Here is a 21951-nt window from a genome sequence, read left to right as displayed (position 1 = left end):
ATACAATATGGTTGTATACTACAAACGCCCTGATCTTCCCGACGTCCCCCCGTGCGGCCATACCCGACGACCATGCCTCCGGCAGGAGCCGTTATGCAGAAAGACTGTCCGTCATTCTCCGATACCCCGATCACCCCCGACATCGATCCGGGGGAACGGACTGTGCCGGCAGGGGCCGGTATCGAACTCTTCCACTCCATTCCCGACCCCGTGCTGGTCGTCACTCCGCAGGGAGCGATCGTCGAGGTCAATCTCGCCCTTCTCCGGGCCGTCGGCAGGACCCGTGACGAGGTCGTCGGCCGGGGGGTATGCGAGATCATCCATGGCGGCCGCTGGCCTCACATCAAGTGCCCGCTCGAAGAATTCCTGCTGACGAGGGAGGCTCGGGTCGAGGATACCCGTCTGCCCGGATTGGGCGGGGAATATTCACTGACCATCGTTCCGGTCAGGGAAAAGGATTTGGAGACCCGGCACATGCTGCTGATCGCCAGGAAACTGACCAGGGACGAGGTCCGCAAGGTCGACACCATCCGCACCGCCCAGCTTGCCGCCATCGGTGAACTGGCCGCCGGCGTTGCCCATGAGGTCAACAACCCGATCAACGGGATCATCAATTACGCCCAGCTCCTCATCGACGAAACCGAAGACAACACCCTGCAGTCGAAGTTGCTGCACCGGATCGTCCAGGAGGGGGAGCGGATCGCGACGATCATCTACAGCCTGCTCTCGTTTGCCAGGGAAGACGGCAACGAATTGACCTGGGTCGATCTCAACGAGGTGGTGCGGGCCAGCCTTTCGCTCGTGCAGCATCAGATGAAGAACGAAGGGATCATCATCGAGACCGACTACCATGAGCCATCCAGCCTGATTCGGGGAAATTTTCTGCAGATGCAGCAGGTGGTCCTCAACCTGCTGAGCAACAGCCGTTATGCCCTGAACGAACGGTACCGCGAACCATCTCCGTATAAACGCATCCGTATCAGCTGCCGACCGGTCGAGCTCGAGGGCCAGGCCTTTATCCGTCTCTCGGTCCAGGACTGGGGTACCGGCATCCCCCAGGGTATTCTCGAAAAACTGTTCGAACCGTTTTTCACCAGCAAGCCGGCGGGGCAGGGATCGGGTCTGGGGCTGAGCATCAGCTACGGCATCATCAAGAATCACCACGGCCGCCTGCGGGTCGATTCGATGCTCAATAAATTCACTGAGATGATTATCGAGATTCCAGCCGCCGATGTCTGAATCCATGGAAGATGTCCATATTCTGATCGTCGATGACGAAGAGAGCATCCGGGTCACCTTCGAGATGTTTCTCAAGCGCGAGGGCTATGGCAAGGTGACCACGGCCGCGACGATCGAAGAGGCGCTCGTCGCCATCAATGAGGAACACTTCGACCTCATCATCAGCGATATCGTGCTCGAAGGCGCCTGCGGCACCGACCTGCTCAAATATATCCAGCAGACCGGGGTCCAATGCCCGGTGGTGATGATCACCGGTTTCCCCAATCTCAACTCGGCGGCCGAGGCGGTGCGCTACGGCGCCTTTGAATACATCTCGAAACCGGTCAACAAGGAAACTCTGCTGCGGATCGTCCGCCAGGCCCTGAAGCACTGGCAGCTGGCGAAGGAGAAACAGGAACTGCAGCGGGAAAACGAGAAGTTCCGCCGCTATCTCGAGGTCATCTTCAGCTCGGTCAGTGACGCCATCATCACCGTTGACGAGGCGATGCGGATCATCCAGGTGAACGATACTGCCAGGACCTGGATGGCGGAGGTCCATGGCGACGAGGTGACCGACCTCCAGTCGCTGCCCGGCGAGATGGGAATGGCCTGTCTCCAGGATGCCAGCCGGGTCATCAAGGAAGGGCAGGTCGTGCGGGAGCACCAGGTGGAATGCCGCAAGGCCGACGGGACCATCCGCATGATCAGCCTCACCGCCGCTCCCCTGAAGGATGCGGTCGAGGAATTCAACGGGGCGGTGATTGTCGCCAGGGATATCAGCCTCGGCCTGCCGGAATCGCACGGTGGGCTGCGAAGCCGGTTCCACGGGTTCATCGGGATCAGCCCGCAGATGCAGGAGGTTTATCGCCTGATCGAGAACGTCGGCAAGGTCGATACCTCGGTGCTCATCACCGGCGAATCGGGTACCGGCAAGGAACTGGCGGCGGAGGCCCTCCATGCCGAGAGCTGGCGGTGTGACCGGCCGCTGGTCAAGGTCGACTGTGCCGCCATGGCCGAGGACCTGCTGGAGAGTGAGTTGTTCGGTCATCGCAAGGGGGCCTTTACCGGGGCCGACCGCAATCGGCCCGGGCGCCTGCTGCAGGCCGACCACGGCACCCTGTTTCTCGACGAGATCGGCGATATTTCCAGCCGCATGCAGCTGCGGCTGCTCCGTTTTCTCCAGGAACAGACCTTCACCCCGGTCGGCCAGGACACCCCGCTTCAGGTCGACGTGCGGGTCATCGCCGCAACCAATGTCGACCTGCGCGAGAAGGTGCGGCAGGGATTGTTTCGCGAGGATCTCTATTACCGGCTCAAGGTGGTCGAGATCATGCTGCCTCCCTTGCGCGAGCGCCGGCAATGCATACCGCTGCTGGTCCACCATTTTCTTGCCCTGTTCCGCGAAAAACTCGGCCGCAGGATCCATACCATCTCCGACCAGGCGCTGGACGCCCTGACTCGCTACCCATGGCCTGGCAATGTCCGGGAACTGCGGCATGTGATGGAGCGGGCCTGCATCCTCTGCACCGGATCGACCTTGCGCCGCGAGAATCTGCCGGTTGATCTGGTTGGCATATCCGAGAAGACCTCGTCCGATACCCTCCGACAGCCGGGGTCGGCGACCCCGTCCTCGCAGCAGTTCGTACCAGCCGCGGCCACCGATCAGGAAATGGTCCAACAGGCCCTCCTGCAAAGCGGCGGCAACAAGAGCCTGGCGGCGAAATTACTGCATATTGACCGCAGCACCCTCTACCGTAAGATGAAACGGTACCGTCTGGTCTGATATTTCATCCAGCCAACGTGTTGCATCAGTGTTGCAGAAGTGTTGCGATACTGTTGCAGTGTGGCGCCGACCTGTTCACTGCAACACCATTGATGCCACAAACGATCCATTGCAACGCTGTTGCCCAAGTTCGATATACTGCTGCAGGCCATTGATGCATGTCTATTTTATATATAAAAAACATAGAGATATAAAATTTACCAAAAATAATTCCGATTCTGGCATCTATGCTGCAGTGAAGTCTGCATGGATCGAAGAGTCTGCAGCCGCCTGGAGCACTTTTCCCTTGGAATACAGGCCACCGTGCAGATGAGCTACCCGGTTAATACGAGAGCTGAAATGGAGGCGGAATCATGAAGAATACAATTCAGGTAGATCAGCGGGTCAGAACTGGCGTCGGCGCAGCCGGCAGTGTCGGGACAGAGATATCGAAGGTCGGCGTTTCGGTGGTGGCGATATTCGGGGTCATCGTCGGGCTGTGGAGTCTCGCCTCCCTGGTTGGCGGTCTGGTTTCCAGCGGCGGCCCTCTGGGGTTGGTCGGCAACTGGTTCAAAGCGGTGTTCGGCCTGTAGCATCCCCCCGGATGAGGAAATCTGTCGATGGTGATCGACGAGAAAAGGGTTTGAGGTATGGGCGTTCTGTCGTCAAAGGCGGAACGCCCCCGCCGTTTTGACGTGGTCTCTTTTTTTCTTACTGAAAGTGCAGTATACAATTAGAAATTACATGTATTTCTGCATTTTCAGAAGGAAGGGTCATGGCCATCGTCGTCAGAAATCTCCTCATTTTTTTCATCATCCTCGTCTGTTTTCTCCTGGGATTGTTTTTCTGGTCGATCGAAAACAGGCTGCCGGTCCGCAATTATACTGAACTTGTGCAACAGCTTGCCGAAAAAAACGTGGCGGCACTGAGCTTTACCGGGAACAAGGTCGAAGTCAGCACCAGGGATGGCGGCCATTACGTCACCCGGGTCATGGATCCGTCCAGCCTCGCCGCCTCGGTTTCCGGAGGAGCGGTGCCTATTGCGGTGAACGAGGATTACACCCTCTACTATTTCCAGGGCGGCCTGTTCTTTTTCGCCCTGATGCTCGGGTCGGTGATCTGGTTCTCCCTCCAGGCCAGGCGTCGGGGTGAGGAGGAATCGAGATTCGCCCGAGACAAGAGGATCCTGCCCGCCACCAACGGCAACAAGGTTACCTTCGATGATGTGGCGGGGGTGCCGGAGGCCAAGGAGGAACTGGAGGAAATAGTAAATTATCTGAAGAATCCAGGCCAGTACAGTGCGGTCGGCGCCTACATCCCGCATGGCGTGCTGCTGCAGGGGTTGCCTGGAACCGGCAAGACCCTGCTGGCCCGGGCTGTCGCCGGCGAGGCCGGCGTGCCGTTCTACAGTTTCAGCGGCTCCGATTTTGTCGAGATGTTCGTCGGCGTCGGGGCCTCCCGGGTCAGGGATATCTTCCGGGATGCCAAGAAAAACGCCCCCTGCATCATCTTCATCGACGAGATCGATGCGGTCGGCATACGTCGCACCACCGGGGCGACCGACAGCCAGGATGAGCGGGGGCAGACGCTCAACGCCCTGCTGGTGGAAATGGACGGCTTCAGTTCGACCGACAACATCATCGTTCTCGCCGCCACCAACCGGCCGGATATCCTTGATCCGGCGTTGAGCCGGCCGGGCCGCTTCGATCGCCAGATCACCATCCTGCCTCCTGACCTCAAGGGACGGACCAGGATTCTCGAAGTCCATTGCAAGAAAGTGCAGCTCGGCCCGGATGTCGATCTGGAACAGATCGCCATGATGACCTCGGGCTTCACCGGCGCCGAACTCGCCAACCTCGTCAACGAAGCGGCGCTGATGGCCGCCAGAAACGGTCGTTCCACCATCGAGCACGAAGATTTCGACCTGGCGCGGGACCGGGTCATGATGGGGGTGGAGCGCAAGGGCATGGTCCTGACCGAAAAGGACAGGTTGCTCCTCGCCTACCACGAGGCCGGCCATGCGATCGTTGCCAGGCTGCTGCCGGAATCGGATCCGATCCACAAGATTACCATCATCCCCCGAGGCCGCGCCCTGGGGCAGACCCAGCAGCTGCCGCGGGGGGACCGTTACGCCTACAGTTCCGGATACCTGAAAAACCGGATCAAGATTTTTCTCGGGGGACGGGCGGCGGAGAAGATCGTTTTCAATACCCAAACGACGCGGGCCGAAAATGACCTGGTGCTTGCCACCGATATCGCCACCAATATGATCTGTCGCTGGGGCATGAGCGAGACCCTCGGTCCCCGGGCCTTTGCGATCGAAGACGGCGGTTTCCTCGGCCTCGGTCCCAGCGGTCTGGGGGTGAGCAGCGATACTGCGGGCATCATCGATCGGGAGATCAAGGCCCTGTTGAATGAATGCTTTGATGAGGCGGTGAATATAGTCGACCAGGAACGGGTGTTCCTGAAGTCGCTGGCCGAGATCCTGCTCCAGGTCGAAACCCTCGACAGCGAAGAATTCGACATCATCTACCAATGCGCCGTCCGCAAGAAAGAGAAGATCGAAAACGGCGATGATGCAGGGGAATGCGCCGACTGTCCGGCCAAGGGGCATTGCCTGCACTGCAAGGCACGCAGCGAGTCATCATGTACTCTCTGAGACGGCTTCTCTTGTTGGCCTTCGTCCTGACGGTCGCCGTCCTCGCCCTGATCGTCACACTTGGCGTGCGACAATTTCAGCTCAATCGCCAGTACAACGAAATCACCAGCCAGAGCGGCGGGATGATATTCCGCTTTGCCACCATCAGGGAGATGATCACCGCCGGACTGATTGAAAACAGCCGGGCGAAACTGGTCCAGGCCATCCCCGAGTTGGAAAAACTCCATGCCGATATCGGCCGTATGGAGGAGCAACCCTCGATACCGCCGCAGCTGAGAATGGCCATGGTCGGCAGGATCGATCTGGCCGCCATCGTCATTTCCCTCAGAAAGCTGATCGACGACGAGGAGCGGGCGGATCGGGGACGACAACTGCAGGAGCAGCTGCGCATGGTCGCCGACCAGCTGCTCCAGTACGACCGGATCGTGGTCGGACAGGCCCGGGCGAGCATAGTCAACCTGCAGAAGACCATCATCGGCATCATGGGACTGGGGATCAGCCTGGCGAGCATCGGACTGGTCTATCTCTACCGCAACACCTTGGTGCCGCTGCTGAAATTAACAGAGCACCTGCAGGTTGCCGAGGACAGTGGCGAGCAGGTTGTGGCCGCCGCCCATGCCTGCCGGGAATTGATCGATTTGACCAAGGCGATAGAAGACCATCTCCATGCCTGCAGGCACAATGGCGAGAGTGAAAATGCCGCGGCCTTGACCATGCTGGCGGAGACCGTCAACGAGACGACCAATCAGCTCAACGGTATCATCAATTACGCACAGCTTCTGACAGATATGGCCGAAGATGAAGCCTCATCGCCTGAAAAACGTGAGATGCTGCGCAAAATCATAGAAGGTGGGACAAGGATTGCCGGGATCTGGCGGAAGGTCATCTCGTAGGTTGGGAAGGGGCGTCTTGTGTCTGTCTCCCGTGCTTAGGGTGCTGCTCGTGCCAGTTCGCAGCGATAATGGTCGCGCAAAAAGGGTACAATTCGGCCCGAGAGGAGGAAGAAAGAGAAATGGCTGAGAACTTACCGTTGGAGAAAAAGCCCGCTGAAGAAGCCGAGACCGAACCGCGTCTCACCTGGCAGGAACAGGTCGGGTTGTCCTGGAAGACACCGATGGGCCTGTTCGGAGTCGCCCTGACGACAATCTGTTTTACCTTGCTTATCCTCGGTCTTTTCGCCCACATGACCGGCCTGATCGAAAACCATTACGCCGCCATCGTCACCTTCCTGGTCTTTCCGGCCGGGGTCCTGTTCGGGTTGATCCTGATCCCGGTCTCGTTTTACCTCCGTCGTAAACGCTGGTTCAAGAACAGCCTCGGCAAGGCCTTTCTCATCATCGATTTCAGCAAGAAGATCCACCGTCGGACCGTATTTCTGTGCCTGGTACTGTCGGTCATCAACCTGACGATCTTTGCCCTGGTGATCTATGAGGCGTATCATTTCACCGAGTCGGATTTCTTCTGCGGTGCCGTCTGCCATACGGTCATGGACCCGGAATACACCGCCTATCAGCGTTCTCCCCATGCCAAGGTCGGCTGCGTCCAGTGCCATATCGGCTCCGGCGCGGAATGGTACGTGAAGGCCAAGCTGTCAGGCCTGCGGCAGGTCAAGGCGGTATTGGACGGCAGTTATCGCACTCCGATCCCGGCCCCGGTCGAGCATCTCCGTCCGGCCCGGGATACCTGCGAGGCCTGCCACTGGCCGGAAAAATTCCATGGCAAGAGGACCAAGCAGTTCATCTCCTTTTCCAACGACAATCAAAAGGACGCCTCCATCCAGGAAGTCGCGCTGCATATCGGCGGGCGCAATCCCTACACCGATACCTTTGAAGGGATTCACTGGCATGTGAGCAAGGATGTCAAGGTCGAGTACCAGTCCCTCGACAACACCCGGACGGCCATCGGCAAGATCAAGGTGACCAAGCCGAACGGCATCACCGAGGAGTACGAAGTCCCCGGCGGGTCGGAGGAGCCCAAAGAGGGCGAAGGGGTATGGCGGACCATGGACTGCATCGACTGCCACAACCGACCGACCCACGTCTACGAGAACCTGTCGGAAAAAATCGATCTCGGTCTCTATTCCAAGAAGATCAACCCCGATCTGCCCGGTATTCGGGAGGATTCCTTCACCGTGATGCAGACTGCGTATACAAGCCGTGAGGAGGCCCAGGAGCAGATTGTCGAGGATCTGGTGACCCTGCAGGCCAAGCGTAACGGTGATGCGTTCGCCAAGGAACATGAAGCGGCACTGATTACATCCGGCAAATATCTGCTCGAGGCCTATCTCGGCAATGTCTGGCCGGATATGAAGGTGACCTGGGGGACCTATAAGGGACACAATGGTCACCAGGACGAGGCGGACGGGTACGGCTGCTTCAGATGTCATGACGATACCCATGTGACCAAGTTCGGCAAGACCATCTCGCAGAGCTGCGATCTCTGTCACGATGAGCCGCAATGACAATGCCCGGCTGATATGCTGACCAAAAAAGCCCGGTGGAGAGACTCCACCGGGCTTTTTTTATGCCTGTTGCGGCGACGATATATCGGCACGGCAGAATCCGCCGGTACCGGACTACAAGCTTTGCCGGTTAATCAGGGCGACGAGTCGAGATGGGCGGAAGGCCTTGGCCGGGCCGCAGGGCAGCAGCCTGCCGTCGGCGCTCGAGCGGTGAATCAATCCGGCCTCCATCAGTTCCTCGGTGATCTCCCGAATCAGTTGCTCCTTGTGATCGGGGAGATTTTTTGCCACCTCCGATGCGGTGAGAAGTCGCTGGTCTTCAAAGGCCCGTTGCACCTCGATCATGACGGCAAAGGCGGCTCCGAGTCGCTGCTCCCCTGCCGCCGACGAGGTGAGCGGGATCATGCTGCTGTTCTGCAGGGACCAGGCGAACTGGGCTCCCGCCAGGACGATGATCCAGACGAGATGGATCCACAGCAGGAGGAGCGGCAAGGTGGCGAAGGAGCCATAGATGGCGTTGTACCGGGATACCCCGATCTGCATCGACACGAAGAGGCTCTGGACGCCGAACCAGCAGATTGCGGCGAGCATCGATCCGGCGAGTGCCGGCAGAGTCCTGACCCGGGTGTTGGGGAAGAAAACGTAGATGACGTGGAGTGCCAGGGTGATGAAAACGATCGGGATCGCCTTGAGCAGCATTCCCTGCAGCCACTGTGCCGGAACCAGGGCATCGACCTGGGCGAGGAGGTTGGGGTTTTCGATGAAGGCGCTGGCGGCGATGCCGATATTGACGGCCAGCGGCATCAGCACGAGCAGGGTGATGTAATCGGAGACCTTGCGAAGGAAGGAACGCCCGGCCCTGACGTGCCAGATGATGTTCATCGCCGCTTCGATCTGGTGCAGCACCAGCATGATGCTGAGAATCAGGGCAAGCGTGCCGATGGTGCCGAGGGTGGTGAAGTTGGTTCGGTCGACGTAGGCGAAGATCCTGTCCACCGCCGAGCGCAGGTGTTCCGGAAAGGAAGTGTCGGCGGGTACGGTTTTGCTGCCGGATTCAGCGGTCATTTCCTGACTGCCGAAAATGGCGATGGAGTCGTAGGCCAGCTGTTTCAGGTGGTTGTCGCCGCCGAGCCCCTTGATGACGGCGGTGCTGATCGCCAGGATCGGGACGAGGGAGAGGAGAATGGTCAGGGTCAGGGCGGCGGCCCGCAGGGACAGATCGTTGCGATGAAATTCACGCAGGGTGATGACGATGACACGGAGAAGACGACGCAGACCGGATATCGGCCGTGATCGCCCCTCGTCCCTGTCGTCAATCCAGGAAAGCAGTCTGGAATAGAGACCGCCGATGAAGGTTCTCATTCCCCGTCACCGTCGGCCGCACTTTGCATGTCGATACTGTGCGGCAATGGCCATGTTGGTCTTTTCTTCAATCGGCCCGGCAGTGGTCATGGTTGTTCGTCAACGCCATAGGGTCAGCGAATGGCGAGCTCCTTTTTGCCGATCGCTTCGCTCTTGACCCGGTCAAGCAGTTCGGCCAGTACGGGTTTGATGTTCTCGCGGATATCGCCGGCGACGATGATGAAGAGAAGATCGTCGCCAGGGGTAAAGCGGCCCGCTCGCGCTTCGATGATGATCTCGAAGATTCCCTCCCGTTTCAGGTATTCCTGCCGTAATGCTTCGATCCTGGCAAAATCGGGTGTCACTTCGAGGGCGGTGACGGCAGCTCGGTCCTTTCTCGACCAGTTCCTGACGACACCGTTGTGGATCAGGATCATGCCGACATTGTCCTTGAAGCCGGGACGCTTTTTCAGTTCTGCAATTGTCTGTGAAATGTCCATGATATTGTTCCTGAAATGTGTGGTCGGCGGTGTGGCCGGCCGGTAGGACTGCGCGCAGGTTCGTGGCGTCGGCCCGATGCGGTAAAAATCACTCCGGCATGGGCCGACGGCGCAAAAAAACCGGGATGGGTAGATTGAGCCTCTTCCCGGCTTCCTGTTCCTGTTCCAGATTCGGCAGGTTTGTCATCCTGCAGGGTTGACCAACGCCAGGCCTTCGGTCTTGGATTTCTGATGGAATTGTTGCCGTTTCTTGAAGAAAGTATCGATCGGAGACCTTATCGAAGACCAGAACCAAGTCCCGGCCGGAATTGATTCTGGCGGCCACCTTGAGGTTGTTCAGGCGCTGCAGCTCGACTGTTGGTGTCGCCGTCCACTTCGCCAGGAGGTTCAGGGACTCTCCCGGTTGAACCTGAATCTTGCCATAGCGTTTGCCGTGGTGGATAGTGGTCTTGTACACTGCGAATCTGGATCTGGTCGGCTTCGATGCCGCAGCGTGTGTTTTGCCTGGTGCGGCAGTGGCGGTTGGCTGGAGGTTGCCGGATGTTTTGGCAACACGGAGTTTCTGGCCGACGCGGATGACTGAAGAGTCGAGCCGGTTGTTCTGGACCAGCGCCCGGGTGGAAATGCCGTATTTTCGGGCGATAGCGGTCAGTGTTTCACCTTGTTGCACGTGGTGGACTGCGCCTGTTGTGACCAGGGCCGGTCTGTCGCTGCCCTTGGCGGCGATGACCGGCTTGTCGGCTGAGGCCGGTGCCGGCAGGCGGAGGGCGTATCCTTTCGGGACCTGGTGTCGGCCGGTGAAGACCTCCGTGCTCAGGGCCGGGTTCATTCGCTCAAGATTGCTCTGCGATACCCCGTAACGTTTCCGGATCTGGCGGATATCGGCGCTGCCCTTGAGGGTGACGGTCCGGGTTGGGAGCGGCCTGTCCAGGCGGACTCCGGGGTTTCGCTCGAGCTCTTTGGCACTCTGGAGGGCGGCCAGGAATTCTGAATAGAAATTTCTGGAGGCAAATTTGAAATGCCCTTTGTCGTACTCGGTGAAAATCCGCTCATAGGAGCCTTTTTCATTCAGCGCCCGCTTCATTCCCGCCGTTCCGTAATTGTATGAAGTCAGTGCCAGCGGCCAGCTGCCAAGCTGATTGTAGCTGTTCTTCAGGTACTTGGCGGCGGCGTGGGCGGCGATGATGGGGTCACTCCGCTCATCGACGGCCCGGTCGATGCGGAGATAGTTTTTGCCGGTGCTGTTGGTGAATTGCCAGATCCCCGAGGCGCCGACCTTGCTGTAGGCCTCGATGTTGAAGGAAGATTCGACATGGGGCAGATAGGCCAGGTCCTCGGGCAGGCTGTAGGACCGCAACACCTGCTTGATCGCCGGGATATAGGCCCCCGAACGGATCACACCGGCCAGGAAGCGTTCCTTCTGGCCGGTCTGGGCCCTGACCGAGTCGGCGGCCAAGGCCAATCTCCGCTGGCGGTTACCGCCGGAGAACATCGCGGCGACCCGTCGCTCCTCGCCGGTGACGGGCGCAGTTCGGGACAGTTTGCGAAGGATGGCACTGTAATGCCGCACCTTGCGGTCGATGAGCAGCTTGTTCGCTTTTCCCGCCCCGGGAACCGAGTCGTCAACCTTGGTCACGACCTCATAGATGATGGAAAGATCGTTTTTGTCGTGAATGACGGCGGTATTGAGGGAATACCTGGTATAGATATTCTTCCAGAATGCGACATTGTGCTGGATAACCGGATAGAGTGGAAAATGTGCATTGCCGGAGGCGGCATGGGTGTTGGGTGGAGTGCACGCAACCATGGCGAGCAGGAAGACGAAAAGGCCCCGGAAGAGATGGACGATGGCGGTGCCGATTGCTGAAACTGGTTTCTTCATGCTCGATTTACCAGGGAAAAATTAATCGATATGGACTATATATCACAACATCCGGCGGATCGGAATATTTTTCGCTTTTAATTACACGGAAAAACAAGTGATCAACAATCGTATGAGGGTGCGGGATGTATACACCGATATTGGCCACGCTGGGGTACATTATCTCGAGCGATCGGCAACAGACTCTGCTCGTGCATAGAAATCGCCGGCAGAATGACCAGCATCTGGGAAAATATAACGGGCTGGGCGGCAAGATGGAGCCGGGCGAGGACATTTACCAGTGTCTGGTGCGGGAAATTTACGAAGAGGCGGGCATCGTCTGTGAAAAGGCGGTGCTGCGGGGCACGATCAACTGGACCGGTTTCGGCCCGCACGGGGAGGACTGGTTCGGCTTCATCTTCCGGGTCGACGCCTTTTCCGGTATGGCGAAAGCATCCAATATTGAAGGGGATCTGGCGTGGGTGGATATCGCCCTTCTCGACACCCTGCCGATGTGGGAGGGGGATAAATTTTTTCTTCCCCTGGTCTTCGATGACGATCCCCGGACCTTCCATGGGTATATGCCGTACCGCAATGAGACGCCGCTTTCATGGCAGTATACGCGGATCTAGAAATCGGTCTCAGTGGGCGGAACGACCCTGTTCCCGGCGGTTTGGAGGAAATGGCGATGGATTCCGGAATATCTTGCGGAGATCAGAGTGCATGGTATAGTCAGCGTCAGCACTGAACAGGTATTGAAGATAAAAGCCAAAGGAGCAGAATATATGAAACAGGAAAGCGAACTGGAGCGTCTTGAGCATTTTGTCAACAGCCTGATTGCCCGCTACAATGATCTGCAGAAAGTAAGCGAGCGGCTGGCCCAGGATGTTCAGGAACGGGATGGAATCATTGAAGAACTTCGGGAAAATGTGGCACAACTCGAATCGGAGCGGACCGAGATCGGCAACAGGGTCAGCGGGATAATCTTCCAGATAGAGGAGTGGGAAAAGAGTGGCGCCGCCTCTGCCGGACAAGCCGCAACAGCCGACAATCCCGAAGGGAGAATACAGGGGAATCTGTTTTCGATAGGGAGTGAGTCTCAGGGGGCAGTGGAGAATGACTGAGATCCGGGTCGCCTGATTCAGGCATCAACAGGCGATGAGCGGATGAGGCGCAAGGGATCATGACCGAATCGGAACGATTAGTTCGATTCAAGCTTCTCGGGCAGGAATACGCCTTTTATACCGGGGCATCCGAGGATGAACTGGATGCCGTCTTCTCCATGGTGAGGGCATTGGTTGAGGAGAATATCCACGGTCCCCAGGGTTCTCTGCCGATCAGCAAGGTTGCGGTCCTGGCCTGTCTCAATATTGCGTCACGGCATGTCAGGCTGCAGCAGGAGCATGAGAATTACCAAATCGAAACCGAGGAGAGGCTGAAACGGTTGAATGAGTTGATTCGGGCGCGGTTGATCAAGGACTGACCACTCCGGGTATAAAATGTTTTCGTTTGGATCAAAGTCTGCTATACTGGACTCGTAAAGATTGAAGTCCAGTTATTTAAATTTTAAGCAGTATTGAAAATTTTCATGTGGCCTCGTGTCTTGAAGACACGGCAGTTAGGTATTTCCCTGTGCTGTTGGTGATCTGCGGTGTGTGTTGAGCCAACTCTCATTAAAAGGGTACTTCCACTGGTAGATGATGGAAAATCGTTCGCGAATTTCCTGAAGATAGCACGAAGCTGCCCACCTAATTCATTAGGTTTAACTGTCCTGCAGACACGGCAGTGTGGGGAAATCATTTCCATCAGGATATAAATATCCTGTTTGAATATATTCTGGATCATCCGGTGATCTTCGGGCCACTTTCCCGGTGACGCGGTTGCTCCAGAAAATCAAGATTGGCGGCGGGAACGCCGGAAAGCGGGCTTAACTGAAATCAGGAAGCAGAGTTGCTTTTTAAACAATATCTTCTCATGTGCCGGATCGAGAACATGGTGCATGAAAGGAACATCCCGTACGGTGGGATGTTGAGTTGGGGAAAAGTCACATGTTCACATGATTTCCTGGAGATTATTTTGGACATGGGTTCGTCGAACGATCCGGTCCAGGTGGTTTCCGTGATAATCTGAAGTGGGACATCCTGTGATGCGGTCAAAAAAAAATCGTCATCTTTCGAGGCCTTGCCGGATCGTGTTGTCGATGGATGTACATCGATACCGAGAGAAGACGGTATGGCGGAAGAAGGACTGCAAAAATGATATTATTCATTCCGGGCCGCAAACAAGCTGAACGGATTGCAGGTTAGCGGACGTCTATCTGATCATCCCCCCTCTCTTTCTTGATTCCTTCCTTATCTGGTTGCCCTCCGTTTCCTCCCTCCCCGTTGCGCCAGTCCCTAAAAAAGGATTGTATTTCCATGGGCATACTTTATCACCCCATTGTCTTTCTCTGTCTTGGTATCTGTGCCGGTCTCGTTGCAGGAATCTTCTTGCGAAAGCGCTTTATCGAAGGACACCAGAACAATATCCGGGCCCAGAGCAAACAGATCATCGAAAACGCCATTGTCGAGGCGGAACAACTGAAGAAAGAGGCCCTGCTCCAGAGCAAGGAAGAGGCCTATCGGGTAAAACAGGCTCTGGAGCAGGAACTCAAGGCCGAGCGGGATGAGCTGAAGGATGAGATGCGGCAGCTCAACAAGAAACGTGAGGCATTGAAGCAGGAGTGGGATGGCTATGACGTCAAGAATGCCGAACTGGTCGCCGGCGAGAAGAAGCTTCGGCAGCGGGAGGTTGAGATAGAATCCAAGCTGAAGGATGTCGATCAACTGGTTGATAAACAGCGGTACGAGATGGCGAGAATTGCCGGGATCAGCCAGGAAGAGGCGAAAAAGATGCTGATGGACTCGCTGGAAAGCGAGGCCAGGATGGACGCCGCCAAACGATTGGTCAAGATCGAGAATGAAATGAAGATGGAGGCCGACCGAAAAGGGAAAAATATCCTCGCCCTGGCCATCTCCAGGTATGCCGGCGATTATGTCGCCGACAAGACCGTGTCGATGGTGCCCCTGCCCAATGACGAGATGAAGGGGCGGATCATCGGTCGGGAAGGCCGAAATATCAGGGCGATCGAGGCGGCCACCGGAATCGACATCATCATAGATGACACCCCGGAGGCGGTTATTCTCTCCGGATTCAACCCGGTGCGGCGCGAAATCGCCCGCCTGGCGCTGCTGCAGCTGATCAGCGACGGGCGCATCCACCCCGGCCGGATCGAAGAGGTCGTCGCCAAGGTCACCAAGGAACTCGAAATCACCATCCGGGAGGCGGGCGAGCAGGCCACCTTCGATGTCGGCGCCCATGGGGTCCATGTCGAGCTCATCAACATCCTCGGCCGGCTGAAGTACCGCACCAGCTATGGTCAGAATGTGCTCCAGCATTCCCTCGAGGTCGCTTTCCTCTGCGGGATCATGGCGGCGGAACTCGGCATCGATGTCAAAATGGCCAAGAGGGCCGGTCTGCTGCACGATATCGGCAAGGCCGTCGACCATGAAGTCGAGGGGTCGCATGCGATCATCGGTCGTGACCTTGCCAAAAAATACGGGGAGCCGGAAGAGGTGGTCTATGCCATCGGCGCCCACCATGAAGACCTGCCGCCGCAGAGTGTCCTCGATATCCTCGTGCAGTCGGCCGACGCCCTGTCCGGCGCCCGTCCCGGCGCCCGGAAGGAGATGCTCCAGAGCTATGTCAAGCGCCTGGAGGATCTCGAAAACATTGCCAATGCCTTCAATGGCGTGGAAAAATCCTATGCCATCCAGGCCGGGCGCGACCTGCGGATCATCGTTGATTCGAAAAAGATCAAAGACAGCGATGCCATGCTGCTGTGCCAGGATATCGCCAAGGCGATCGAGACGCAGCTCACCTATCCGGGACAGATCCGGGTGACGGTGATCCGGGAGACCCGGGCCGTCGAGTACGCCCGCTAATCGAATACGTACAACTACAGGAGAGGATGCCGGTTGCCTTATGCCTTCTATAGATGAACAGATTGCCTTGATTGAACGGGGGGTGGTCGACTGTATCTCTCGCGATGAACTCGTCAAAAAACTCGAAAAATCAGCGCGGACCGGGATTCCGTTGAAAATCAAGGCCGGTTTTGATCCGACGGCCCCGGATCTGCATCTCGGCCATACGGTCCTGCTGCAGAAACTGAAACATTTTCAGGACCTCGGTCATGATGTGTATTTTCTGATCGGTGATTTCACCGGGATGATCGGTGACCCGACCGGCAAGTCGGAGACCAGAAAGGCCCTGACGGTCGAGCAGGTCGCCGAGAATGCCGAAAGCTACAAGGAACAGGTCTTCAAGATCCTCGATCCCGAGAGGACCAAGGTGGTGTTCAACAGCACCTGGCTCGGCAAGCTCGACTCCTATGACATGATCCGACTGGCCTCGGAGTTGACCGTGGCCCGGATGTTCGAGCGGGAGGATTTCCGCACCCGTTTCGAGACCGGCAAGCCGATCTCGATCCATGAATTTCTCTATCCGCTGATCCAGGGCTATGATTCCGTGGCCCTGCAGGCCGATGTCGAGCTGGGGGGGACCGATCAGCTGTTCAACGTCCTGATGGGCAGGGATCTGCAGCGTTCACGAGGGCAGGAACCGCAGGTGGTCCTGACCCTGCCGCTGCTTGAAGGTCTCGACGGCGTCAACAAGATGAGTAAATCCCTCGGCAACTACATCGGCATCACCGAGTCCGCCGACAGCATCTACGGCAAGGTCCTGTCGATCTCCGACGATCTGATGTTCCGCTACTACGATCTGCTCAGTGATCTCGGCCGATCGGAGATCGCCGCCCTGAAGGCGAAGCTGGCCAACGGCGAGGTTCATCCCAAGGAAGTGAAAAAGCGGCTGGCCCGGGAGTTGACGGCACGATTCTATTCGCCGGCGGCCGCCGTGATGGCGGAGGAGAATTTTGAAAAGGTCTTCCAGAAAGGAGGCCTGCCCGATGTCATTCCCGAGGTCCGGCTGGCTGCCAACGGGGAGATCTGGGTGCCGCAGCTCCTCGTCGATGCCGGCCTGGTCACCTCGACCTCCGATGGCCGGCGGATGATACAGCAGGGCGCCGTCAGCCTTGATGGCGAAAGGGTCGGTGATCAGGGGCTCAAGGTGCAGGCTGCGGGCGAGATCCTGATCAAGGTGGGGAAACGGCGGTTCTGCCGGGTGTTCTTCTCCTGAGCCGAAGCGATCGGCAGAAAAACGAAAGGGGTGGGAGGCCTGGTGCCTCCCACCCCTTTTTTGTGTCGAAAGCCTGTGGAACGGTAGGCCGGTCCGGGTTCTGCCGGCAACGTCCTCAGTTGAGGGAAGGATCCTTTAAGTGGAGCTGGCAATCACTGCAGACTCCCGTGAATTCAATATGGTGTCCAATCACCTCATAGCTGCTGGCGACGGCGGCGGCATCGTTGATATTGGGCTGGACCGGGATGTTGATATCATCGACCTTGCCGCACTGTGAACAGCGGATGTGGTAGTGCGGGTAGACGGTGGCATCGAAGCGTTTCTGGGTTCCACCGACCTCCAGCTTGAGGATGACGCCGCTGTCGGCCATCAATTCCAGGTTCCTGTAGACGGTCCCCAGGCCGATCCGGGGCAGCCGCTTGCGCACCATATCGTACACCTCGTTCGCCGTCGGATGAGATGTGACCTTGGCGAGTTCTTCAAGGATTATCTGTCTCTGGGTCGTCAACCGCATGCTGGGAAGTTGGTCCATGGTCGTATCGAGTGGTGGAAGTCTATTGGCAAATGATAAATCTTATTAGTTGGCATATAATCCCACCTCAGGAATAATTCAACAAGAAACTGCCGTCCGATAAAGGGATTGAACCTCTATCCGGCTGAATACGGACCGGTTTCCGGCAAGAGGTTGCCGCACGTGGCGTTTTACTCTTGAGTGGTCAGAAAAGGATTGAAATATCCGAACCTGAGGGTGGGGAATTCCTTTTTCAGCGCCTTCAGCCAGGGGCGCATGCCCATGGCCGTTTCGGAACGTGGGAGGCCGATGGTCCTGAGGTACCATTCCGGATCCATATTGAGATTGCGCAACTGGATCATGTCCGGACGGCAGGAGGCGACAAGGGTGCACAGGGCTTCGAATTCAGGAGCGGAATCACTCAGGCCGGGCAGGATGAAATAGTTCAGCGAGACAAAGCGTCCGGCGCTCTTCATCAGCCGGATTGACCGCAGGACATCGGCAAAGGCATAGCCGTTGGGCCGGTAATAACCGGTATAATAGTGTTCCTGGGCCGAATTCAGGCTGACCCGGAGGCTGTCGAGTCCGGCGTCGACCAGTTTTTCCAGGGCCTGCGGCAGACTGGAATTCGAATTGAGATTGATCGTTCCCTTGCCGGTCTCCTGCCTGATGAGCCGGATGGCAGCGGCAATGGTATCGGCCTGGAGCAGGGGCTCCCCCTCGCATCCCTGGCCGAAACTGACGATGGGTTTCGGGGCCTGGTCCAGGTGCTCGACCGCCATCGTGCTGATCTCTTTCGGCGACGGGACGAAGGTGATCCTCTCCTGGGTCGATGGACAGCACCCCGACGACTGCAGCGAGATGCAGCCGACGCAACGGGCGTTGCAGGATGGCGAGGTCGGGATCGGGGCCTCCCAGCGGCCGAGGAAATAGTTGCGGGCGGCAGGGCAGCCGTAGACCAGGCAGCACTTGCCCAGGTGCTGGATCAGCCGGTTGTCCGGATGCTGTTTCAGTTTGCGTCGGGTCCTGGTGTCGACGGCCGACGGAGTGAACTGGTCGCTGTCCTGGCGTTTGTCGGGATCGCTGCGGAAGGCGGCGACCCAGAAGCGCCCCTTGCTCCAGCCGACGGCGGTGTAGGCGAAGAGGGGCAGTGTCGGGGCGCTGTCGGCGGTCTGGAAGGCGGCGGTGAGGATCGAGGTGTGGGCCGGGGCCATGAAGGCAGCCACCGCCTGGATCGGTGCGCCGGGTTCGAACGGATTGTCCTCCAGCAGCAGCGGTTCCGAAGTCTCGGGGTCGAATGCGACCGGCAGCCGGCCCGGCAGAACGAACAGTTCGCTTCCTTTCGGCAGGGGAATGAGGTCGGTACGTTCAGGGGTGACGAAATGGCCGTTACTCATGCCGGCCATATGCAGCGGAGGATAATCTATGATGGAGCCTTGGCTGTCGGCAAAGACCAGAGAAGGGATGGAATCAGGGTGGATCACGCGGAGCGGAGCACCCTGAACACGGAATCGACTGCAAGATAGATATCGAGGTCGTCGCCGAAGACATCCTGGATATCCGGGTGATTGATAAGATCCTCGACAATGTACTGGGTGATATACAGGCTGACGATATTCGGGTCCTGGGCGATGGTCCTGATCGGCGCGACCTTCATCTGCAGTTCGAATTCATCGATATACCCCAGCTGTTTGAGCTGTTCCTCGAGATTTTCGCGGATGCGCTGTATCGACGAGGTTTCGATGATCTCCCGGTCGAGGAGCCGTTGTACCAGTTTGGCGGCCAGGGCCTCGGCGTTGTCCTTGGCCTGATGGAACATCTTCCGCCGTTCCTGTTCTCTCTTGCGGTCTATTGCACGTATGGTCTTGTCTGTTGCTCGGTTGGAACTGATATGGGCTTTGGCCATGAACGTCTCCAGGTATGTATGTTTTCCGGCCGGGACCGGGATGGACTAGGCGTTGATGCCGACGGGTAAACCTTTTTATATAAACTGAAAAGCTAAATATCACTACTGTAAAGTTGGGCGAAGTGCCTCATTTCCAGGGTCTGGTCGGCCGGCAACTTCAGCTCGTACCGCTGCAGGTATTCCGCCGACATCCTGTGCGTATTGAAAATGGGAATATTGAGCAGCAGGTTGTTGATGCCCTTGTCGAGAAAGACCTTTGATGTATTCTTGTCATAAAAAGCCCTGAGAATCAATGGCAGCAGTGAATAAAATGAGGTGGAGTCCTCGAAGTAGAGCAGTTCTTCCCGGGATTCGGAGAGGCTGGCACCGTCGATGGGGCCTTCATGGCCGAATTTCCAGCCGGTGGCCCCGTCATGGTATCCTTCCACCCACCATCCGTCCATGATCGACACATTGGGGACGCCGTTCATCGCCGCCTTCATGCCACTGGTCCCCGATGCCTCGAGCGGTCTCTTGGGGCTGTTGAGCCAGCAGTGCACCCCCGCCACCAGTTTCTTGGCGATATTCATGTCGTAATTGGGGATAAACACCAGATTCACCAGGCCGTCGCTCTTGCGGTACAGTTCCTCCTGGTGGTTGAGCAGATTCTTGATCACCGTTTTGCCCGGTTCGTCGGCCGGATGAGCCTTGCCGGCAAAGAGAAAATTGATCGGCCAGTTGTTCTCGACCGAAATCCGGCAGAGATGCTCGATATCGTTGAAGATCAGATCGGCACGCTTGTAGGTGGAGAACCGGCGGGCAAAGCCGACCGTGAAGACCTCGGGTTTCAGGCTGCTGTCGGCGTCAACGAGGGTCGAGAGGAAATTCGGGGGGTCGATCCAGGTCATGCTCATCTGGGCCCGATGCAGGATCAGCATCCGGTTGACAGCGTCGATGAGGGTCTTTGAGTCGGCCTGCCAGGCCGAGCTCAGTCTGTCCCTGAAGTCGGGGTCGTCAATGATCACCGTTGCCCGGGCGAAGACCCCGGGGTCATGGCGCCAGCCGGAGAGCAGCGGCGTGGCGTCGAACACCTTGGCCCGTTCGTCGCTTATCCAGGTCAGGTGATGGACACCGTTGGTGATCGCCGCAATCTTGCCGGCGAATTGCGGGAACTGCCGGCAGGTGACGTCGCGGTGCAGGCGGCTGACGCTGTTGGCCGATCGATTGACGTGCATGGCCAGTTGGGTGAAGTTGTACGAATGCGGGCTGTCCTCGTCATGGGCGAGCAGATCGAGGATCCGCTGGCACGATTTTTCACTGATACCGGCATACAGTGATTTGTTGAAGCGATCGTGGCCGGCCTTCACGGGGGTATGGATGGTGTAGACGAGTCGCTGTGAGACGATCCTGGCCGCCTCGAACACCTGTTCGTCGCTTGCCCGCTCGATGTGCGGGTGCTGCAGGATCCTGGTCAATTCATCGACGATCAGCTGGATGGCGACGATGACCCCGTGCTGCTCGTTGAGGTGGAAGGTCTTCGAGGTGATGCCGAGCGCCCGCAGGGCCGGCAGGATGCCGATCCCGAGCATGCGGCGCTGGATGGCCTTGATCATCGACGATTCGGCATTGTACAGCTTGGACGCGGCATTACGGATCAGGCTCGGAGTTTCGGGACGATAAAAATCGAGGAGGATCTCCGGGACAAAAAAATCGAGATCGCAGCTGACTTCCATTTTCATCCATACCTGGGCGGTGGCGACAGTCTCCTGGCCGTATTCGTTGAGGAAGGGGACTGCAATCTGCAGCGGTCTGTCGGGATGGCCGGGGTCCTGCAGCAGGTAGAGTCCCGGTGTGGACTCGGGCTGCCAGTCGACGGCCTGCGAGATCTGCCCCAGTTGGGAATCGACGTATTGGGCGAAATAGCCCTGGCGGTAGAGCAGGCTGACGGCGATCACCGGCAGATGACAGTCGGCATAGCTCTTCAGCGTATCGCCGGCGAGAATGCCGAGGCCGCCGCTGTAGGTGGGGATATTTTGCGGGCCATGGATGTATCTGTGGTAAAAATCCTGCAATCGGCTATCGATGATCTGGTGGCTGTCGGTGATATTCTCCAGTCTGTCACGGACCGGGCTGTAGGCATCCGGATCAGCACCGATTTCCATGGAGATATAGATGACGGAATCGCCGGCTGGATCGGTGAGGTGGCCCCAGACGTGATCGAATGTCTGTTGGCTGACTCCGAAAAAGGTGCCGATCGGGCTGGTGGCGATCATTTCTTTTTCCAGCCGATCGATGGTGATGGGGCGTGGTGCGTTCATGGTAACCTTTCCTGCAGATAAAACGGAAATGAATCAAAAACCGGAGATAAATCGGAACATAGCATTTGACATCCAAATGCGTCTGGTAATAATATGACAGTGACTCGAGAAGTACAGCTACTTTTTTTTGATCGGGTCTTCCGGACACTGTAGATTGTGCTTGAATTTTAGATAGTATTCTTTGTATATAGCGCATTAGT

At 57.5% G+C, this 21951-nt stretch carries 18 protein-coding genes and 1 other RNA gene; 12 read left to right on the top strand and 7 right to left on the bottom strand.

Going from position 1 to position 21951, the window contains the following annotated elements; translation table 11 throughout:
- Window positions 1–93: 93 nt before the first annotated feature.
- From ACWGKN_RS10100 to ACWGKN_RS10075, 6 genes are all read left to right on the top strand, one after another.
- A complete protein-coding gene (locus ACWGKN_RS10100; protein WP_452095135.1) occupies window positions 94–1239 on the top strand; it encodes a sensor histidine kinase in 1146 nt (381 codons plus the stop codon).
- Window positions 1232–3001, top strand: a complete 1770-nt coding sequence (locus ACWGKN_RS10095) for a sigma 54-interacting transcriptional regulator (protein ID WP_052159577.1) — start codon at window positions 1232–1234, stop codon at window positions 2999–3001. The genes ACWGKN_RS10100 and ACWGKN_RS10095 overlap by 8 nt, the downstream gene beginning before the upstream one ends.
- 353 nt (window positions 3002–3354) lie before the next feature.
- Window positions 3355–3573, top strand: a complete 219-nt coding sequence (locus tag ACWGKN_RS10090; RefSeq protein ID WP_035225862.1) for a hypothetical protein — start codon at window positions 3355–3357, stop codon at window positions 3571–3573.
- A gap of 182 nt (window positions 3574–3755) precedes the next feature.
- Window positions 3756–5639 (top strand): ATP-dependent zinc metalloprotease FtsH, encoded by a 1884-nt coding sequence (gene ftsH, locus ACWGKN_RS10085; RefSeq protein WP_035225864.1) that lies wholly within the window; start codon window positions 3756–3758, stop codon window positions 5637–5639.
- On the top strand, window positions 5627–6532 hold the full coding sequence (locus ACWGKN_RS10080) for a hypothetical protein (protein ID WP_452095134.1): 906 nt from the start codon (window positions 5627–5629) through the stop codon (window positions 6530–6532). Before ftsH ends, ACWGKN_RS10080 begins: the two co-directional genes overlap by 13 nt.
- A 119-nt stretch (window positions 6533–6651) precedes the next feature.
- Window positions 6652–8100 carry a NapC/NirT family cytochrome c gene (locus ACWGKN_RS10075; RefSeq protein ID WP_452095133.1) on the top strand — a complete coding sequence of 483 codons (1449 nt, stop codon included), beginning with the start codon at window positions 6652–6654 and terminating at the stop codon, window positions 8098–8100.
- A gap of 114 nt (window positions 8101–8214) precedes the next feature.
- On the opposite strand, the gene ACWGKN_RS10070 is transcribed toward ACWGKN_RS10075, so the two are convergent.
- The 3 genes from ACWGKN_RS10070 to ACWGKN_RS10060 all read right to left on the bottom strand — a co-directional run bounded on the left by ACWGKN_RS10070 (window position 8215) and on the right by ACWGKN_RS10060 (window position 11823).
- On the bottom strand, window positions 8215–9462 hold the full coding sequence (locus ACWGKN_RS10070) for a YihY/virulence factor BrkB family protein (RefSeq protein WP_052159579.1): 1248 nt from the start codon (window positions 9460–9462) through the stop codon (window positions 8215–8217).
- A gap of 113 nt (window positions 9463–9575) precedes the next feature.
- Window positions 9576–9941, bottom strand: coding sequence for a molybdenum cofactor biosynthesis protein MoaE (locus tag ACWGKN_RS10065; protein ID WP_452095132.1), 366 nt, complete (start codon window positions 9939–9941; stop codon window positions 9576–9578).
- Between the two features lie 88 nt (window positions 9942–10029).
- Window positions 10030–11823, bottom strand: coding sequence for a transglycosylase SLT domain-containing protein (locus ACWGKN_RS10060; RefSeq protein WP_452095131.1), 1794 nt, complete (start codon window positions 11821–11823; stop codon window positions 10030–10032).
- 125 nt (window positions 11824–11948) lie between these two features.
- Here ACWGKN_RS10060 and ACWGKN_RS10055 point away from each other — a divergent pair, with 125 nt between their 5' ends.
- From ACWGKN_RS10055 to tyrS, 6 genes are all read left to right on the top strand, one after another.
- On the top strand, window positions 11949–12434 hold the full coding sequence (locus ACWGKN_RS10055; RefSeq protein ID WP_035225873.1) for an NUDIX hydrolase: 486 nt from the start codon (window positions 11949–11951) through the stop codon (window positions 12432–12434).
- 153 nt (window positions 12435–12587) lie between these two features.
- Window positions 12588–12926 carry a hypothetical protein gene (locus ACWGKN_RS10050; protein ID WP_035225876.1) on the top strand — a complete coding sequence of 113 codons (339 nt, stop codon included), beginning with the start codon at window positions 12588–12590 and terminating at the stop codon, window positions 12924–12926.
- 59 nt (window positions 12927–12985) lie between these two features.
- Window positions 12986–13285, top strand: coding sequence for a cell division protein ZapA (locus ACWGKN_RS10045; protein WP_035225879.1), 300 nt, complete (start codon window positions 12986–12988; stop codon window positions 13283–13285).
- Between the two features lie 141 nt (window positions 13286–13426).
- Window positions 13427–13600, top strand: a non-coding RNA gene (gene ssrS, locus ACWGKN_RS10040) — 6S RNA.
- A 619-nt stretch (window positions 13601–14219) separates the two neighbouring features.
- Window positions 14220–15785, top strand: coding sequence for a ribonuclease Y (gene rny, locus ACWGKN_RS10035; protein WP_035225885.1), 1566 nt, complete (start codon window positions 14220–14222; stop codon window positions 15783–15785).
- 40 nt (window positions 15786–15825) lie between these two features.
- Window positions 15826–17037, top strand: coding sequence for a tyrosine--tRNA ligase (gene tyrS / locus ACWGKN_RS10030; protein ID WP_035225889.1), 1212 nt, complete (start codon window positions 15826–15828; stop codon window positions 17035–17037).
- A gap of 115 nt (window positions 17038–17152) precedes the next feature.
- On the opposite strand, the gene ACWGKN_RS10025 is transcribed toward tyrS, so the two are convergent.
- The 4 genes from ACWGKN_RS10025 to glgP form a co-directional block, all read right to left on the bottom strand.
- Window positions 17153–17569 (bottom strand): Fur family transcriptional regulator, encoded by a 417-nt coding sequence (locus tag ACWGKN_RS10025; RefSeq protein ID WP_035225892.1) that lies wholly within the window; start codon window positions 17567–17569, stop codon window positions 17153–17155.
- A 170-nt stretch (window positions 17570–17739) separates the two neighbouring features.
- Entirely contained in the window at window positions 17740–18945 is a 1206-nt protein-coding gene (locus ACWGKN_RS10020; protein ID WP_452095130.1) for a radical SAM protein, read from the bottom strand.
- An 83-nt stretch (window positions 18946–19028) separates the two neighbouring features.
- Window positions 19029–19454 carry a hypothetical protein gene (locus ACWGKN_RS10015; protein WP_035225899.1) on the bottom strand — a complete coding sequence of 142 codons (426 nt, stop codon included), beginning with the start codon at window positions 19452–19454 and terminating at the stop codon, window positions 19029–19031.
- A 92-nt stretch (window positions 19455–19546) separates the two neighbouring features.
- Window positions 19547–21751, bottom strand: coding sequence for an alpha-glucan family phosphorylase (gene glgP / locus ACWGKN_RS10010; protein ID WP_035225902.1), 2205 nt, complete (start codon window positions 21749–21751; stop codon window positions 19547–19549).
- Between the last annotated feature and the right edge of the window lie 200 nt (window positions 21752–21951).

It is taken from the genome of Desulfoprunum sp. (genome assembly GCF_053613775.1).
This window is presented reverse-complemented; position numbering and strand designations above follow the sequence as displayed.

Bases quoted from the DNA above. Each gene is read 5' to 3' on its own strand.
- ACWGKN_RS10095 (WP_052159577.1), top strand. From the start codon at position 1,232: ATGTCTGAATCCATGGAAGATGTCCATATTCTGATCGTCGATGACGAA.
- rny (WP_035225885.1), top strand. From the start codon at position 14,220: ATGGGCATACTTTATCACCCCATTGTCTTTCTCTGTCTTGGTATCTGT.
- ACWGKN_RS10020 (WP_452095130.1), bottom strand. From the start codon at position 18,945: ATGAGTAACGGCCATTTCGTCACCCCTGAACGTACCGACCTCATTCCC.
- ACWGKN_RS10060 (WP_452095131.1), bottom strand. From the start codon at position 11,823: ATGAAGAAACCAGTTTCAGCAATCGGCACCGCCATCGTCCATCTCTTC.
- ACWGKN_RS10080 (WP_452095134.1), top strand. From the start codon at position 5,627: ATGTACTCTCTGAGACGGCTTCTCTTGTTGGCCTTCGTCCTGACGGTC.
- ACWGKN_RS10065 (WP_452095132.1), bottom strand. From the start codon at position 9,941: ATGGACATTTCACAGACAATTGCAGAACTGAAAAAGCGTCCCGGCTTC.
- ACWGKN_RS10025 (WP_035225892.1), bottom strand. From the start codon at position 17,569: ATGGACCAACTTCCCAGCATGCGGTTGACGACCCAGAGACAGATAATC.
- ACWGKN_RS10055 (WP_035225873.1), top strand. From the start codon at position 11,949: ATGTATACACCGATATTGGCCACGCTGGGGTACATTATCTCGAGCGAT.
- ACWGKN_RS10015 (WP_035225899.1), bottom strand. From the start codon at position 19,454: ATGGCCAAAGCCCATATCAGTTCCAACCGAGCAACAGACAAGACCATA.
- ACWGKN_RS10070 (WP_052159579.1), bottom strand. From the start codon at position 9,462: ATGAGAACCTTCATCGGCGGTCTCTATTCCAGACTGCTTTCCTGGATT.
- ACWGKN_RS10090 (WP_035225862.1), top strand. From the start codon at position 3,355: ATGAAGAATACAATTCAGGTAGATCAGCGGGTCAGAACTGGCGTCGGC.
- ACWGKN_RS10075 (WP_452095133.1), top strand. From the start codon at position 6,652: ATGGCTGAGAACTTACCGTTGGAGAAAAAGCCCGCTGAAGAAGCCGAG.
- ftsH (WP_035225864.1), top strand. From the start codon at position 3,756: ATGGCCATCGTCGTCAGAAATCTCCTCATTTTTTTCATCATCCTCGTC.
- ACWGKN_RS10100 (WP_452095135.1), top strand. From the start codon at position 94: ATGCAGAAAGACTGTCCGTCATTCTCCGATACCCCGATCACCCCCGAC.
- tyrS (WP_035225889.1), top strand. From the start codon at position 15,826: ATGCCTTCTATAGATGAACAGATTGCCTTGATTGAACGGGGGGTGGTC.
- ACWGKN_RS10045 (WP_035225879.1), top strand. From the start codon at position 12,986: ATGACCGAATCGGAACGATTAGTTCGATTCAAGCTTCTCGGGCAGGAA.
- glgP (WP_035225902.1), bottom strand. From the start codon at position 21,751: ATGAACGCACCACGCCCCATCACCATCGATCGGCTGGAAAAAGAAATG.
- ACWGKN_RS10050 (WP_035225876.1), top strand. From the start codon at position 12,588: ATGAAACAGGAAAGCGAACTGGAGCGTCTTGAGCATTTTGTCAACAGC.